Origin of the sequence: Paenibacillus sp. J14 (assembly GCF_000518465.1) — a bacterium.
GTDB classification, from domain to species: Bacteria; Bacillota; Bacilli; order Paenibacillales; family Paenibacillaceae; genus Fontibacillus; species Fontibacillus barengoltzii.
In genome coordinates this window covers 1-14,324 of record NZ_JADQ01000084.1, presented here as the reverse complement: position 1 = coordinate 14,324, position 14,324 = coordinate 1, and the positions used below count along the sequence as shown (strand labels likewise).

General features: G+C 52.7%; 16 protein-coding genes and 1 pseudogene. 11 read left to right on the top strand and 6 right to left on the bottom strand.

All coding sequences use genetic code 11. The annotated features are described in order from the left end of the window. A pseudogene (locus M891_RS0121175) lies at positions 1–183 on the top strand (IS200/IS605 family transposase); the annotation flags it as partial. Between the two features lie 153 nt (positions 184–336). Here the strand turns inward: M891_RS0121175 and M891_RS0121170 are convergent. Together M891_RS0121170 and M891_RS0121165 are read right to left on the bottom strand one after the other, a co-directional pair. After that, positions 337–822: a bactofilin family protein gene (locus M891_RS0121170; protein ID WP_028540185.1), complete on the bottom strand. Its 486-nt coding sequence runs from the start codon at positions 820–822 to the stop codon at positions 337–339. A 3-nt stretch (positions 823–825) separates the two neighbouring features. Then, positions 826–1,845 (bottom strand): M23 family metallopeptidase, encoded by a 1,020-nt coding sequence (locus tag M891_RS0121165; RefSeq protein WP_028540184.1) that lies wholly within the window; start codon positions 1,843–1,845, stop codon positions 826–828. A gap of 220 nt (positions 1,846–2,065) precedes the next feature. Between M891_RS0121165 and M891_RS0121160 the strand changes: the two genes are divergently transcribed. The 5 genes from M891_RS0121160 to M891_RS25105 all read left to right on the top strand — a co-directional run bounded on the left by M891_RS0121160 (position 2,066) and on the right by M891_RS25105 (position 5,723). Beyond that, positions 2,066–3,160: a ParM/StbA family protein gene (locus tag M891_RS0121160; RefSeq protein WP_232228393.1), complete on the top strand. Its 1,095-nt coding sequence runs from the start codon at positions 2,066–2,068 to the stop codon at positions 3,158–3,160. Positions 3,161–3,457: 297 nt separating this feature from the next. Further along, positions 3,458–3,871, top strand: a complete 414-nt coding sequence (locus tag M891_RS0121155; protein ID WP_028540182.1) for a DUF6157 family protein — start codon at positions 3,458–3,460, stop codon at positions 3,869–3,871. Between the two features lie 46 nt (positions 3,872–3,917). Continuing rightward, entirely contained in the window at positions 3,918–4,466 is a 549-nt protein-coding gene (locus M891_RS0121150; RefSeq protein WP_028540181.1) for a pyridoxamine 5'-phosphate oxidase family protein, read from the top strand. A 21-nt stretch (positions 4,467–4,487) separates the two neighbouring features. Further along, the gene (locus tag M891_RS0121145; RefSeq protein WP_036701364.1) at positions 4,488–5,297 is read left to right on the top strand and encodes an aminoglycoside N(3)-acetyltransferase; all 810 of its coding nucleotides are present in this window, start codon (positions 4,488–4,490) and stop codon (positions 5,295–5,297) included. Then, a complete protein-coding gene (locus tag M891_RS25105; RefSeq protein ID WP_084628945.1) occupies positions 5,298–5,723 on the top strand; it encodes an NAD(P)H-dependent oxidoreductase in 426 nt (141 codons plus the stop codon). It begins immediately after the preceding gene. Positions 5,724–5,823: 100 nt separating this feature from the next. Here M891_RS25105 and M891_RS0121135 read toward each other — a convergent pair whose 3' ends face one another. From M891_RS0121135 to M891_RS0121110, 4 genes are all read right to left on the bottom strand, one after another. After that, complete coding sequence (locus tag M891_RS0121135; protein ID WP_036701361.1) at positions 5,824–6,174, bottom strand: rhodanese-like domain-containing protein; 351 nt, start codon at positions 6,172–6,174, stop codon at positions 5,824–5,826. A gap of 45 nt (positions 6,175–6,219) precedes the next feature. Next, positions 6,220–7,164 (bottom strand): cysteine synthase A, encoded by a 945-nt coding sequence (cysK, locus tag M891_RS0121130; RefSeq protein WP_028540178.1) that lies wholly within the window; start codon positions 7,162–7,164, stop codon positions 6,220–6,222. A gap of 161 nt (positions 7,165–7,325) precedes the next feature. After that, complete coding sequence (locus M891_RS0121125) at positions 7,326–8,207, bottom strand: hypothetical protein (protein ID WP_028540177.1); 882 nt, start codon at positions 8,205–8,207, stop codon at positions 7,326–7,328. Between the two features lie 547 nt (positions 8,208–8,754). Beyond that, positions 8,755–10,722 carry an ABC-F family ATP-binding cassette domain-containing protein gene (locus tag M891_RS0121110; protein WP_028540175.1) on the bottom strand — a complete coding sequence of 656 codons (1,968 nt, stop codon included), beginning with the start codon at positions 10,720–10,722 and terminating at the stop codon, positions 8,755–8,757. Between the two features lie 265 nt (positions 10,723–10,987). Between M891_RS0121110 and M891_RS0121105 the strand changes: the two genes are divergently transcribed. From M891_RS0121105 to tatC, 5 genes are all read left to right on the top strand, one after another. Then, the gene (locus tag M891_RS0121105; protein WP_028540174.1) at positions 10,988–11,665 is read left to right on the top strand and encodes a 5-formyltetrahydrofolate cyclo-ligase; all 678 of its coding nucleotides are present in this window, start codon (positions 10,988–10,990) and stop codon (positions 11,663–11,665) included. Continuing rightward, entirely contained in the window at positions 11,652–12,116 is a 465-nt protein-coding gene (gene moaC, locus M891_RS0121100; protein ID WP_036701359.1) for a cyclic pyranopterin monophosphate synthase MoaC, read from the top strand. Before M891_RS0121105 ends, moaC begins: the two co-directional genes overlap by 14 nt. Positions 12,117–12,251: 135 nt before the next feature. Further along, complete coding sequence (locus tag M891_RS0121095) at positions 12,252–12,737, top strand: MogA/MoaB family molybdenum cofactor biosynthesis protein (RefSeq protein WP_009226288.1); 486 nt, start codon at positions 12,252–12,254, stop codon at positions 12,735–12,737. Positions 12,738–12,905: 168 nt separating this feature from the next. After that, positions 12,906–13,127 carry a twin-arginine translocase TatA/TatE family subunit gene (locus M891_RS0121090; RefSeq protein ID WP_016313173.1) on the top strand — a complete coding sequence of 74 codons (222 nt, stop codon included), beginning with the start codon at positions 12,906–12,908 and terminating at the stop codon, positions 13,125–13,127. A gap of 107 nt (positions 13,128–13,234) precedes the next feature. Continuing rightward, positions 13,235–13,993, top strand: coding sequence for a twin-arginine translocase subunit TatC (tatC, locus tag M891_RS0121085; protein WP_016313172.1), 759 nt, complete (start codon positions 13,235–13,237; stop codon positions 13,991–13,993). The last annotated feature ends 331 nt before the right edge of the window (positions 13,994–14,324 follow it).

Sequence of the window (14,324 nt, the reverse complement as noted above, 5' to 3'; positions counted from 1 at the left end):
AAGTATAAATATGGAAATCGGAAATTTTGGGCGGAGGGATACTACGTAAGCACAGTGGGCTTGAATGAGGCCACTGTCGCAAAGTATATCCGCGAGCAGGAAGCACATGACCAGGCAATCGATAAACTGAGCGTCAAAGAGTATGAAGATCCATTTAGCAGAAACGGTAGCAAGAAAAAGTAAACCAGTTTAACTGGTAAGTGAAAGTGACAAAAACACTGAGCCTGAACAATTTTATTGTCAGGCTAGCGTCTTTAGGCGCAGTTTGGCAACAAGGGGTTATACCCCAAGAGCAAACCACCCGTTGGACGGGTGGTTATGATTCGATTCCCGGGATCACCAGGTTTTATAAACGTTGTCGTTTTCCTGTTTGGTGTTATTTTTGGCAGAAGGGGTTGTTTCGGGATTCGCCGTCGCCGTTGTTGCCGCAGTTTCCTTCAATGCGGCGTTGTCGACCTTGTCCGCTCCGCCCATTTTGCTGGTTCCTTCAAACATGCTGCCTTCTTCAATGGAGAGGGAAGAGGCGACCATGTTCCCGAACAGCTTGCCTTTCGACGTGATGGACAGTTTGTTCTTCGCATGAACGTTGCCGTTGACGGTACCGGCGATGATGATATTGCGGGCCAAAATATTGGAATGGACCACGCCCTTCTCCCCAACCGTCACATCTCCTTCGCACTCGATGTCACCGGTGATTTGTCCTTCGATGCGCACGCCGGCATCCGAGCGGATTTTCCCTTCAAAAATGCTGCCTTCCCCAATCAGCGTATCTGTCGTGTTTGGGTCCAGCTTCACGGATTTGGCATTATTCCTTAATTTCATGAATTAATCTTCCTCTCCGGGTTTTCTAAGGTAATCGGCCGGATCGACCGTACTGCCGTTCTTAACGACCTCAATGTGCAAATGGGGGCCAGTGCTGCGGCCAGTGGAGCCCAGCTCCGCAATGATATCGCCTTGTTTGACGGTGTCGCCCACTTTGGTCAAAATCTTGCTTAAATGCATATAGTTTGTTTTTAATCCCGAGGGATGGGAAATCGTGATATAGTTGCCGCGAGCGCTGGTGCGTCCAGTTTCAATAACCTTGCCGTTGGCTGCGGCGTAAACGGGATCGCCGATGCTTCCCCCGATGTCCATACCGGCATGCTTCGTTAACCTCCCGGTAAACGGATCTTCCCGTTCCCCATATTCGGAGGTAATTCGAGTGGACACCGTAGGCCAATAGGTTGGTAAGATCGCCATCAGCGCCTTGTATTCCTCGACGGCTACCTTAGTCTGCTCCAGCCGCTGCTGTAAGCCGGGCATCTCCTTTAAGGAGGTCGTAATGCTATCCTTCGTCTCCTGAACGAGATTCGCGATATCCTGATCAGTCAGCGGAATTGATTCTCCGCCAACTCCGCCCTCAGCACTGAGAGAGGCCTTCGCAGGAGTGTTGGCGGCGGCTGCGGTTTTGTCCTTCTTTTTGCCGGTGCCGCCGTTCGTGAGCGATTGAAGCTCGGCCTCCAATTGCTCCAGCTCGCTCATCTTCGACTCGATCGTTTTCGATTTTTCCGACAGCTCCATCAATTCGTTTAACAGCCGATCAATCTCCTGCTCTTTGTTCACGACGGTGTTCCTGAACTGGTTCGACGAATCTGACAACTGGGCTTCCAGCGTCCCAATCCGGTTCGTATGGGTGCGGTTCATCGCATAGAGAACCAATACTGATGTGAGCAGCACCGCTGTGGCGGCCAGAATGGCCAGTAAGTAGAACAAGCGAAATTTGAAACGGAACACGGGGCTGGTACCTTCCGGTACAACGAGCAGCGTGTAACGCCGGTTCACGTTTTTTTTGAATCGAAACTTCATTTCTTCCTCCTGATCTTCTTGAGTTGAGTCTGTTATGATGTAGGACCAAGATCATACCTAATTAAAGCCAATACAACTATTTCGGCAAATTGTGGCAAATCCCTTTTTCATTTTAAAAAAATTTGTAACTATTTTCACGGGGGAAGCAGGATTTTGTCGAAGGGAAGCGAAATGAGAAATGATTGGAAATGACTTGTTTCCTATAGGTGAGGAGGTAATTATGATCAGAATTGCCGGAATCGACGTTGGCAATGACAGCGTTAAGGTAGTAGTTGACGGTTCGCAACGACCGATCATTATTCCGAGTATCGTTTCTCCCGGATATGATAGACATGTGCTGCAAGAAGAGGACTCTCCGCTGAAAGCGCTGGATGTTCGCGTCTATAGCCCTAAATTAAAGAGAAACAACCAGCGGTATTTTGTAGGCCTGTTGGCGATGGAGGACCAGGACAACTCGGAGCTGGAGGAAACGGACAACAAGGCGACCAGCGACCAGTCTCTGGTTGTAGCGCTGACGGCGTTAGCCTATGCGGCCCTTGCCGGACAGACCTATCCGACTACGGGCGCCGGAATTGAAGAGGTGGAATACATCCTGGGCACGGGATTGCCGGTCCGCACGTATGTAGCCTTCCATCAAGCGTTCGAAGAGCGGTTAACTGGGGAGCATGAAGTGACGTTCTTGTCCACGCCGGAGCTGCGGGGGCGCACGGTACGTATTAACATCCGTCGTACGATCGTTTCGGTCGAAGGTGCGGCCGCCTTGTTCCATTTGGCTACCAACGAAACGCTTCAAATGCGGAATGAAGAGCTGCAAAACGGCTGCATCGGGATTTGTGAAATCGGCGCTTTGACCACGGACTTCCCGGTGGTGAAGCGGATGAATATCGATAATCAGTTCAGTACTGGCGAACAGTTTGGCCTCGCTACCTATCTGGATTCGATTATTCGTGATGTGGAGGACCAGTTCGGTTATCGCTTCCCGAGCCGTACGAAGCTGATCGGGCGCATTCGCAACCGTGAGTTCATCATCCAAAGAGTAGGGGAAGGACAAGCGGATATTCGTCCGATCGTGGATATGTATTTCAGCCGGGCGGCGCAGAAGTTGGTGGATCTGATCCGCAAGCGGTGGAAGAAATACCCGGATATCGAGTGCTTCTACGTCCTGGGCGGCGGCGCAGCAGCGTTGAAATCGTACCTGATTGAAGCGGCTGGCCCGATGCGTCTGCGGTTTGAAGAGAACAGTGAGATTCTGAACGTGATGGGTTACTTGAAGCTGGCTAAGAACAAGGCTGGCCAACAACCTAACCCGGCGTAAGCAACGGAGTTTTGTTCCGGCGGTGAAAGGACCGCCGGATTTTTTATGCGAAAAATCGAGCACATTTTGACGTTTTCGGTGATTTTGGCGGAAGATATATGAAATTTCATGTAGATTTGACCCCCAAGGAGCCAAAAGCAGAAAATCTGTATGAAAAATCGAGTGCATTTTGGTTTTTTGCGCTTCGGCACCGTTTTTTATGCGAAAAATCGAGCACAATAGGGCGGAGTAGAGGGCATATTCTTTAAATTTCATCCTTCAGGTATAATAAGGAAAAACCGAAGGAGGCTGGGAGCTTTGAGCTACAAAAATGCCTTTATTCGCGTATCAGCCGATTGTCCCGTCGACCGCGGGATTGTCCCGGTGTCGACAAGAGCTGCAAAACCAGCCCATCTGATTCAATATGAGCTGCTCTCCCAAGCTCCGTACCGGTACAATCATGAGGAACTGCTGTTCGAGGTCTATATCCGTCACAAGCAAATTCCGGAGACGCTCGTGCAGGAACGCCGACAAGAGATATGGGAGGAGCTGTTCAGCAAGTCTCACCCCTGCCTGCGGGCTTCGATGCTCCCTAAGAAATATGGCTGGGGTGTTCATTACGATGAGCAAGGGAAGATTGCGATCTATGGCATGGAATCGCTGGAGTACCAACGGTTTGCCGCCTCAACCGAGCTTCAGCAGCTGAATGCAATGAGGTCGAGCCGGAAGTAAACTCGTTATAGTTGGCAAACATTAGAGCCGTTGTGGAGGGATTGGAATGGGGAAAATGTTTGATTCGTTGCTGCCGGAACATGAAGCTTTTATTCACCGGCAGCATCTCTTTTTTGTGGGCTCCGCCCCCCTAAGTGCCGAGGGGCATGTGAACCTGTCGCCCAAAGGGTATGATGCGTTGCGGATTCTTTCGCCTAACGAGGTTGCTTATCTGGATTTGACAGGCAGCGGGAACGAGACGGCAGCCCATCTGATGGAGAATGGCCGGATAACGATCATGTTTGCCGCCTTCGAAGGCCAACCGTTGATTTTGCGTTTATATGGCAAAGGCCGGGTGATTCTGCCGGGATCGGAGGATTGGGATCGGCTTGAGGGACTTTTTCCTAAATTGAATGGAGCACGTCAAATCATTCTGGTGTCCGTCTACGGCGTTCAAACCTCCTGCGGCTTTGGCGTTCCGCTGTTCAGCTATGAAGGGGATCGCGAGACTTTGATCAAATGGGCAGATAACAAAGGCGACACCGGGCTAGCGGATTACCGCCGCCAGAAGAACGCGGTCAGCTTGGACGGCTTGCCGTCGTCTTTTGCAGAATAAAGTATATAGGAGAGATAAAACATGGTGGAGGAAATTCAAGGGGAATTGTACACAGTGGAGACGTTGCGGGCGGATTTGAAGGCGCTGGGCGTAAAGGAAGGCACCACGTTGCTTGTTCATTCCTCGTTTAAATCGTTAGGAAAATGGGTGTGCGGCGGTCCAACGGCGGTTGTGCTCGCTTTGGAGGCGGCGCTTGGGGAGCAAGGCACCTTGGTGATGCCTACCCATTCCAACGACCTTGGCGATCCGTCCCGCTGGCAGAATCCGCCGGTACCACAGGCCTGGTGGGATACGATCCGTGAGCAGATGCCGGCATACGATCCCGATCTGACTCCGCTGTGGTACATGGGCGTCATTCCGGACACCTTTCGTCGGCAGCAAGGTACAATACGCAGCGGTCATCCGCAGGTGTCGTTTGCGGCAAGAGGCCGAGAGGCGCTGAAGATCACCGCCGATCACGGTTTGGAGTATGGGCTCGGTGAGCGCTCGCCGCTGGCGCGAATTTACGAGCTGGGTGGAGAAGTTTTGCTGCTTGGTGTGGGGCACGAAAACAATACGTCGATCCATTTGGCGGAATGCCGGGCGAACTATCCAGGCAAACAGATCTACACGGCTAAGGCCCCGATGCGGGTTCATGGGGAAAGACGCTGGGTAGAGTTTACCGAGCTGGAGTACGATTCGGATGATTTTGAGCGGTTGGGCGCCGACTTTGCGCGGGACACCGGGTTGGTGAAGCAGGGACAAGTTGCCGGGGCCACTGCGCTCCTGATGCCTCAACGGGAGCTGGTGGATTATGCAGTAGGATGGCTGGAGCGCCACCGGACTTCATAAATTACGGGGTTATTCCGTGGTGAAGTAGAAAAAGAACAACGGATACTGCTCCAATACGATCGAATTGTGTTCCAGTTCCCGTTTTATTGGTACAGCTGTCCGCCTCTGCTGAAGAAGTGGTTTGACGATGTCCTGACTTTCGGCTGGGCTTATGGCCCTGGGGGAGAGAACTTGCTTGGCAAAGAGTTTATGCTCGCCATTACGACTGGCGGAACGGAAGCCAGCTACAGGTCAGGCGGCGATAACTCGTCTACGATCAGCGAGTTCTTGCGACCGATCGAAACAACGTTAGCCCGATGCAACGGAACCCTGCTTCCGGCATTCGTGGCTTATGGTGTCAAGCGTGCGAGTGCGGCGGAGTTGGCCGAAACGGCCGCAAAGTACATGGAATTCATCCGGTCCCCCAGATCCGTGCTCGTCCATTGATTTTAAAAAAAGGGGACCGTCCTGAAGAGCTTAGAAGCGCTCTTCGGGACGGTCCCTCTAATTTAGCTTGAGAATCATGTTCTACTGGGTATAACGATAATTAATGTGATGAATCCTCGTCGATTCCGTATTCGACCTCAAGGTCCCAACCCAGCATCCCGCCTAGAAAATTGTGAACTCGTTCAAAGCCCTGCGCCTGCAAGAAACGGGCAACTTCATAGCTGCGTGAACCGCTGCGGCACACAAACACATATTCCTGCTTCGGATCGAGCTCATCCATCCGCTCCGGAATTTCCCCCATCGGGATCAGGGGAATCCCGGGAATATGGCCGGCTTCATACTCGAATGGTTCACGCACATCGATTACGATCGTCTCGTTGGCGGGATCCTGAAGCAAGGCGTGCAATTCGTCCTTATCGATATGGGAGATGCCTCCGATCATTTGGGGCATGGTATCAGTCCTCTTTTCCATGAGTAGGATAGTTTCTTCTTTCGTTTAACCTCCGGCACCTGTCGGCTCGTCAAATATCCCCATGCTCAAGTATCTCTCTCCGGTATCCGGTGCGATGCATAATACGCGTTTGCCTGGGCCTAAACGTCTGGCCAATTGGATGCCCGCCCAGACCGATGCCCCGGACGACGGTCCAACTAGGATGCCTTCGCGAGCGGCCAAGCGCCGGGTCGTTTCCAGGGCATCCTCATCGCTGACTTGGACGATCTCGTCATAGATGGCGGTATTCAGCACCGGCGGGATAAACCCGGGGCTGGTTCCCACCAGCTTGTGCGGGCCCGGTTCTCCGCCGGAGAGCACTGGAGATCCTTGCGGCTCAACGACGGTGATATGAAGGTTTGGGATCTTACTCCGCAAATATTCCCCGGTTCCGGTAATCGTGCCGCCTGTCCCAGCCGTGGCGACAAACCCGTCGAGCCGGCCTTCCATTTGCTGCACGATCTCCGGCCCGGTTGTCAGCCGGTGGATGTCTGGATTTGCCGGGTTCTGGAACTGCTGCGGCATAAAGCTGCCGGGGATCTGGGCCAGCAGCTCTTGGGCTCTGGCAATCGCCCCGGGCATCCGCTGCGCTGCAGGCGTGAGCGCGACCTCAGCTCCGTATGCCTCCAGCAAGCGAATCCGTTCCTTTGTCATGTTGTCCGGCATGACCAGAATGATCCGGTACCCCTTGGCTGCGGCGTTCATCGCCAGCCCAATCCCCGTATTCCCGCTGGTCGGCTCAATAATCGTAGCGCCGGGGGCGAGCCGGCCTGCTTGTTCAGCCGTCCGCAGCATATGGGCAGCCGCCCGGTCCTTGACGCTTCCGCTCGGATTGGCAAACTCCAGCTTGACGTAGACGTCTGCTTCCTGCGGTGAGACGAGCCGGTTTAATTTGACGACCGGAGTCTCGCCGATCAGCTCGGTGACGTTTTGGACTGTTTTACGAGTCATGGCGGTTTGGCCCCTATCTCTAAAATTTAAAGTTATTTTATTATTCTACTCGGGAACCTCCTATGGTTTCAAGCAAGCGCTTTTTAAGAGCAGAATAAAGCCGGGTAACCCAAAGTATGGGGCCCGGCAGATTCGGATTGAGTTAGATTGAAGTGTTCGCTTTACCAAGTGGATAAAGCGGTCCGTTTCCAAGTGTCTTTGGCCACGCAGATGTATATATAGTTCTCATCCCAAGCGATATCTCCAGGATTCCCCGGAGCCTTGGAGGAAGCCGGAGTGTGGGATTCGCGAATACGGATGCGATCCCCTTGGATATCCAAGGCGCTTTGTGGGTCGTCTGTGCCGATGCCAACTTGGCCGTTCTCCCGTTTGACCGTAAGCACGCTGTCGATCGCTTCTCCTTCGTCTGAATAACGGATCAGGTTAAAATCCGCTCCAGCGTTATTGCCGCTAAGCTCAGCGCTGTTGGCGCGCAGGCTCCAAAGCGGAGTCGTGGCATTATCCTTACCGGTGACGGCGAATTGCACGTCCCGATTGCCTTCGCCAGCTACCCGCAAAATGCCGTCCATGACGTTGAAGTTGGACGAATGGGTACGAATCTCCGCAACGTCGGTATCATAAGGAATCTCCAGGCGGGTAAACAGCTGATCTTTATATTCCCCAGTCGGCGACATCGTGGTTTCAATCGAAATATGCTTATGATCATGTTGTTCCGGATTGTTCGCTTTATCATGCGAGATAATCGCGGTTTTGTCTTTGCCTTGCTCATCGGCCCAGGCGATAGCCGGTTTGGCGCGGTCTCCTGTCCATTGCAGACGAATCAGGTCGGACAGATGACCTTCCCTTTCGATCCATTGCTTATTCGTTGACAGATGAAGCCGTTCATTTTCCGGAAGGGCCAGCCCTCCGCCAGGCAGCTTGGATTCCGTAAAAGGGGAAGTCGTGGAAGAAGCGCCTTTGGATGTGCCAAGCATTTGGCATCCTCCCACAAAGATGAGGCTGACGCCTAGTGCGGCGATTGAAGCGCATTTGACAAATTTCATTCCATTCTCTCCTTTTCGGTGAATATTTGACGGCGTATGTGTTTTTTCGGCCGCAACTCTATTAGAGATCATAAAGATTTTAAAATGGGCAGGGCAATAGGCATTTCGAATGGTTTCAAAGGGCGTGAAGCCGAGATGATAGCGAAATGGAAGAAAAATGGGAGGGAAGCATCAGAAGCTTGGGATGGTTGGGAAGCAAAGCATGAGCTTGGAGAAAGTTGAGGAGATAGACCTAAGACGAAAGTTTTGTCAAGTTGTGGACAAGGTTATCCACAGCTTGTTAGCTTTCTTTGCGAAAATTGGATGAAAGCGCGGTGTGTCGGTCGATGAATCTGGTTTCAGAAAACGATAAGTTATATTTTCAGAAAACTGTGGATAATGTGAATAATTTAGTGGATAAAACTAGCATGCGACAAAAAACGACGATATCCCTGCAAAAAAACGGCCCAGCGGGCCGTTTTGAAGTATCAACGATTCTGCATAATGGGGATAAAGTTGTGAATAACTTGAACGAGAAAAAATGAACATTTGCTAAAAATTTGTGAGCCTACCCCTCGGCCAGCGCTTCCCATTCCTCATATGCGGAGGAAAGCTGCTCTTTCCGACGGTCAATCTCGTCTTGTCGCTCTTGAACTGCGGTATAGTCCTGATACACCTCAGGAAGGGCCAGTTCGCTTTCGAGTTGGGCGATTTCATCCTCCAACTTGGAGATCAACGCCTCCAGCTGCTCGATGCGGCGTTGGCGGTTTCGTTCCTCCCGTTTGGCCTGCTTATCGGCTTCATAGGAAGCAGCACCGGACTTGGCGGCAGGTGCCTCCGGCTCGGCCTGCTTCTGAGCGGAATTTACGGACACCTTCGCAGTTCCATTTATCGCCTGATCGGCGGCGAGTTCAGCCAGCTCCTGTTTTTTCACCAAATAATCATCATAATTACCCAGGAAATGTTCTGCCCCGTTCGGATGCAATTCGACAATCCGCTCGGCCATCTTGTTCAGGAAGTAACGGTCATGGGAGATGAACAGGAGCGTTCCATCGTATTCCATTAATGCGGACTCCAGCACTTCCTTGCTGAATAGGTCTAAATGGTTGGTCGGTTCGTCCAGAATCAGGACGTTGGCTTTTAGCAGCATCAGCTTGGCCAGCGCCACCCGAGCTTTCTCACCGCCGCTTAACGCCGCTACTTTCTTAAGCACGTCGTCACCGCTGAACAGGAAATTGCCCAGTACGCTGCGAATTCGGGCTTCTTCGATATGTGGAAATGCGCTCCACACTTCCTCCAATACGGTGTTGGCCGGGTTCAGATGCGTTTGCTCCTGGTCGTAATAGCCAATCTTGACCTTAGCTCCCCAGGTAATGGTCCCATCGGTTGGCTTCAGCTCACCAGTCAGAATTTTTAATAAGGTAGATTTCCCGATCCCGTTTGGTCCGATCAAAGCAACGGTTTCGCCGCGGTACAGGTCGAAGTTGACGTCTTGGAACAGCGGTTTGGACTTGTCCGCAAACGCGTAGGACAGGCCGTTGACGTGCAGTACTTCTTTCCCCGTCATCACTTCGGCTTCGAAGGAGAAGCTTGCGCGTTTTGGGTCGCCGAGCGGACGATCGAGAACTTCCATCTTCTCTAACGCTTTACGTCGGCTTTGCGCCCGTTTCGTTGTGGAAGCTCGAACGATGTTCTTCTGAATAAATGCTTCCATCCGGGCGATTTCATCCTGTTGTTTCTCATATTGCTTCAGCTGGCTTTCGTACTCCGCCGCCTTCAACTCGATATACCGGCTGTAGTTGCCTGTGTAGCGGCGCGATTGATGGCGTTCAATCTCTACGATGGCTGTGACGAGCCGATCTAAGAAATACCGGTCATGCGAGACGACCAGCAGGGCGCCGGAATAATTGCGCAAGTAGTCTTCAAGCCAGGTTAACGTTGCGATATCAAGGTGGTTGGTTGGTTCGTCCAACATCAGCAGGTCAGGGGCCTGAAGCAGGATTCGGGCAAGGGCGAGCCGGGTTTTCTGTCCGCCGCTTAATGTTGCGATAGGTGTGTCCGGTGGAAAATCGCCAAATCCCATGCCGTGCAGTACCATACGGATGCGAGTTTCCATTTCATAGCCGCCGTGGTCTTTGAACCAGTCGGATTTCAGCGCATAGCGGTCAAGCAATTCCTGATGCGCTTTCTCATCCCGGGCCAGTTCCGGATCAGCAATCTGTTCTTCCATTCGGCGCAGCTCACGTTCCGTTTCGATGAGCGGGGCGAACACCGCCAGCATCTCTTCCCAGATGGTGCGATCCGATTGCAATCCGCTGTTTTGCGCTAAGTATCCGATCGTCGTTTCTTTGGCTTTGAAAATTTGTCCCCCATCATAAGAGAGTTCGCCGGCTAAAATTTGCAGAAACGTCGATTTGCCCGCACCGTTGACGCCTACAAGACCGATCCGGTCCCGTTCAAGCACCTGAAGGTTTATGCCTTCCAGCACGGGGGTCACGCCGTATAATTTTGTAATGTTCGAAGCTTGAAGCAGCATAACGGTTTCGATCCTCCAAAAAAAGATTTGCAGTCCGTGCATGATAAATGTGATAGATTTGGTGAAACACGTACCTTCAGTGTACATGAAACCAACGCGAAATGCATCGCTGATTGCTTGAAAGTTCAGCTTTTGCAAAGCGGATGCATTAGTTTTCATTTTGATATAACAATGATACACTAAGGAAGAGATCAGCCGGCCTTCGTCCAAGCCACTTGAACGAAGGCCGGCTAATGGAAGGCAGGAGCGGAAAGGGAGGTTTCATATGGAGCCAGCGGATGCCAAAAAAGAGCTGCGCCAGCGGATGTTGGCGGTTCGCGCCGAAATCCCGGAAGCTTCCCGTACGGAACAATCCTTGGCCGCCAGCCGAATGGCGGAGCTGGAGGTACTAAGCCCCTTGCGGGCGCAGCGCGGCGGGAAGTTAAACGTATTCTGCTACGTTTCTTTCCGGGATGAGCCGAATACGCTGGCCTTCATGGACAGCTGCCAGGCCCAAGGAGACCGGTTGCTTGTGCCGAAGATTGGTGCGCAGCGCAGCCTAACGTTGCATGAGGTGACCGGAATGGCTGACTTAGTGCCAGGTACCTGGGGGATTCTGGAGCCGGCTGCGCATACGGTCATCTGGCCTCCCGAGCTCTATCCCGAGATCGATGTGATTGTGGTTCCGGGGCTGGCTTTTGATCTGAGGGGAGGGCGCATCGGATTTGGCGGCGGGTATTACGATCGCCTGATCGACGAATTGACTCGCCGCAGCGGCGGCTTAAACCAGGTTGTCCTCGGCGCCCTCGCCCTGGAAGAGCTGATCCTGCCGGAGGCGATCCCGATGGAATCGCATGACTTCCGCTTGGATCTGCTGTTTACGGCAAAAGGAACGATATATATGAAGGAAAGTAGTGATAAGCTTGGCAAACTCGGAATCAGGGCAAGGCATGACGCATTTTAATGAACAAGGACGCGCCCGGATGGTGGACATTTCCGGGAAATCAGCAACCGTTCGCGTCGCCGTGGCAGAGACGAAAATCACCATGCTCCCATCCACCCTCGAGGCGATTAAGGAAGGTCGGATTGGCAAAGGGGATGTGCTCGCCGTCGCCCAGGTCGCTGGAATTCAAGGGGCCAAACGGACGTCCGATTGGATTCCGATGTGTCACCCGCTGGCGCTCACCGGCGTCAACATTACGTTTGGCGACAACGGACGGGACGAGCTGTATATTGAAGCCACGGTGAAGACGGAAGGCAAGACCGGCGTGGAGATGGAGGCGCTCACCGCGGTGTCGGCTGCGGCGCTGACCGTGTATGACATGTGCAAAGCGCTGCAAAAGGACATGGTTATCGGTCCGACGCTGCTGCGTTCGAAATCCGGCGGCAAAAGCGGAGATTATGTGCGTTCGTAATATTTGCGGCGGCTGTTAGATTTTGATATAGATAAAGAAGATAAGCTTGCAGTTGAAAATCAGCATGAATCGACATGATCCGGCATTACGTTGGACTTCAAAGGGAGTTCCTATATGGATGAGGAGGGTGACTTCATGGTTTGGAAAACAGCGATCCTTACCGCCAGCGACAAAGGAGCAAGGGGAGAACGTGAAGATACGAGTGCCCAAGTAATCCGTGAGCTGGTGGAGGAAGAATTGGGCGGCGAGATCGTGGAATACCGGATTGTCCCCGATGAACCGGATGAAATTATCGCCGCATTGATTGAAATGACCGATTATTTTCACGCTGATTTGGTGCTGACAACAGGGGGAACGGAGCTGGCGATTCGGGACGTGACGCCGGAAGCCACCCGCCGGGTAATCGAACGTGAAGTGCCCGGGATGGCAGAGGCCATGCGGTACCGATTAATGCAGAAGAACCCTGCGGCGATGTTGTTCCGGGGAATCGTGGGCATTCGCGGACGGACGCTGATTGTGAACTTGCCGGGAACGCCTAAAGGAGTGCATGAAAATTTGGCAGCGATCATGGATCAACTGCCGGAAGCGCTGCTGATGGTAACGGGACAATTCCGTTTATAGTTCGATGTTCTGTTCGTTACACAATTACGGGACTTATTTTTCTACTACTTCGCGAAGTTGTTAAAGAAATAGACTGTAACTGTGATATTCGTTATGGTATGATGTGGGCGAGTGATTTTTATTGGAAGACCTTGTCGATTTCAATGCTGTAACGAAAGGAGATTTCCCATGGGCGCAGGCGGATTTTTGTTGATTGTGATCGCGGCGTTGCTGTTATTTGGTCCAAATAAATTACCTGATCTGGGGCGGGCGGTTGGACGCACGTTCCGTGAATTCAAGGAGGCTACCCGGGATATCGTTGATGATCAGCCGGAAGCCAGAAGAGCGGAGCCCGCACCGCAACCACAGGTAGAGGGTCCCAAACCGGACGACCGCCGTCTTCCCGAATAATCGGGAGCAGCCAATCAGTTGCATAGACGTAACCTTGATCCCTTCCTTAGCGGAGGGATTTTGCTTGAGATGGGAAGGGAAGCCCGGCGGGGAAAGGAGAACCTGAGATGTCGGAGAAAGACAAAGCGCAAAGTCTCGTAGATCATTTAACCGAATTGCGGCGGCGATTGGTAGCGGTTTGCATCGTGTTTGTCGTGGTGCTGGTGGCGGCTTTTTTCGTCGTTGATCCGATCTATCACTTCTTGACGAGAAACGCCCTATCCGGCGTGACCATCGAATTGAACGCGTTTTCGTTCTGGGACGGCGTTGGCGTGTATATGAAAATTGCGATGTTGGTTGCCTTTGGGATCACGCTGCCCTTTACGTTGTACCAGGTATGGGCGTTTGTCAGCCCCGGCTTGAAGCCCCAGGAACGCCGAGCGACCGCGAGGTATATCCCGTATGTGTTCGTCTTTTTTCTGGCAGGTCTGGCCTTTGGTTACTATGTGGTATTCCCGCTGGCGATGACGTTCACCGGTTCATTAAATAAAGAGCTGGGACTCGTCGAGACCTACGGAATGGCGGACTATTTCAAATTTCTGACCAATATCGTGCTGCCGATTTCGTTGTTGTTCGAGCTGCCGTTGATTATTTTGTTTCTGACGCAGCTGCGAATCTTAACGCCGATGCGGCTGAAGAAGATGCGCCGGGTCGCGTATTTCGCACTTGTGGTCATCTCGGTGATGATCACGCCGGCGGATTTGTTCTCTGCCTTCCTGGTGCTGATCCCGCTGATTCTGCTTTATGAGCTGAGCGTGCTCTTGTCCAAACGGGTATATGCGAAGCAGCAGGCGGCGGATGCGGCACGAGCGGAAATGTATAAATGAAAGAACGCGCCTTTGCGTAAGTGGGGCGCGTTTTTCTTTTGGCCGGGCAGGGCTTGGCTTGGTTGGCGAGTGGCGTGTGGGCGGCGCTAGTGGAGGGGGAGTCGCCGTCCGGCGCGCGAGAAAGCCCTGTAGCCTGAGCGAGCCGCTGCCATGTAAGCGAGTCGATCTCGCGGTGAGGGGGCCGCTGACTCGGTGAGGGAACTTGTGTGCGTTGATGGGCTCCGGCGAACACCGTTGAGGCGAACCTGTGCGCTAACGCTTGCCAGCAACGCTATTGGGCCCAAAACGGGGGCGATGAGAATCTAACGCTGATGAGAGAGCTTAATTGCCG

What these genes read in the sequence shown, in the direction of transcription:
- M891_RS0121170 (WP_028540185.1), bottom strand. Translation starts at nt 822, where the DNA reads ATGAAATTAAGGAATAATGCCAAATCCGTGAAGCTGGACCCAAACACG.
- M891_RS0121165 (WP_028540184.1), bottom strand. Translation starts at nt 1,845, where the DNA reads ATGAAGTTTCGATTCAAAAAAAACGTGAACCGGCGTTACACGCTGCTC.
- M891_RS0121160 (WP_232228393.1), top strand. Translation starts at nt 2,066, where the DNA reads ATGATCAGAATTGCCGGAATCGACGTTGGCAATGACAGCGTTAAGGTA.
- M891_RS0121150 (WP_028540181.1), top strand. Translation starts at nt 3,918, where the DNA reads ATGGGGAAAATGTTTGATTCGTTGCTGCCGGAACATGAAGCTTTTATT.
- M891_RS0121145 (WP_036701364.1), top strand. Translation starts at nt 4,488, where the DNA reads ATGGTGGAGGAAATTCAAGGGGAATTGTACACAGTGGAGACGTTGCGG.
- M891_RS0121135 (WP_036701361.1), bottom strand. Translation starts at nt 6,174, where the DNA reads ATGCCCCAAATGATCGGAGGCATCTCCCATATCGATAAGGACGAATTG.
- cysK (WP_028540178.1), bottom strand. Translation starts at nt 7,164, where the DNA reads ATGACTCGTAAAACAGTCCAAAACGTCACCGAGCTGATCGGCGAGACT.
- M891_RS0121125 (WP_028540177.1), bottom strand. Translation starts at nt 8,207, where the DNA reads ATGAAATTTGTCAAATGCGCTTCAATCGCCGCACTAGGCGTCAGCCTC.
- M891_RS0121110 (WP_028540175.1), bottom strand. Translation starts at nt 10,722, where the DNA reads ATGCTGCTTCAAGCTTCGAACATTACAAAATTATACGGCGTGACCCCC.
- M891_RS0121105 (WP_028540174.1), top strand. Translation starts at nt 10,988, where the DNA reads ATGGAGCCAGCGGATGCCAAAAAAGAGCTGCGCCAGCGGATGTTGGCG.
- moaC (WP_036701359.1), top strand. Translation starts at nt 11,652, where the DNA reads ATGACGCATTTTAATGAACAAGGACGCGCCCGGATGGTGGACATTTCC.
- M891_RS0121095 (WP_009226288.1), top strand. Translation starts at nt 12,252, where the DNA reads ATGGTTTGGAAAACAGCGATCCTTACCGCCAGCGACAAAGGAGCAAGG.
- M891_RS0121090 (WP_016313173.1), top strand. Translation starts at nt 12,906, where the DNA reads ATGGGCGCAGGCGGATTTTTGTTGATTGTGATCGCGGCGTTGCTGTTA.
- tatC (WP_016313172.1), top strand. Translation starts at nt 13,235, where the DNA reads ATGTCGGAGAAAGACAAAGCGCAAAGTCTCGTAGATCATTTAACCGAA.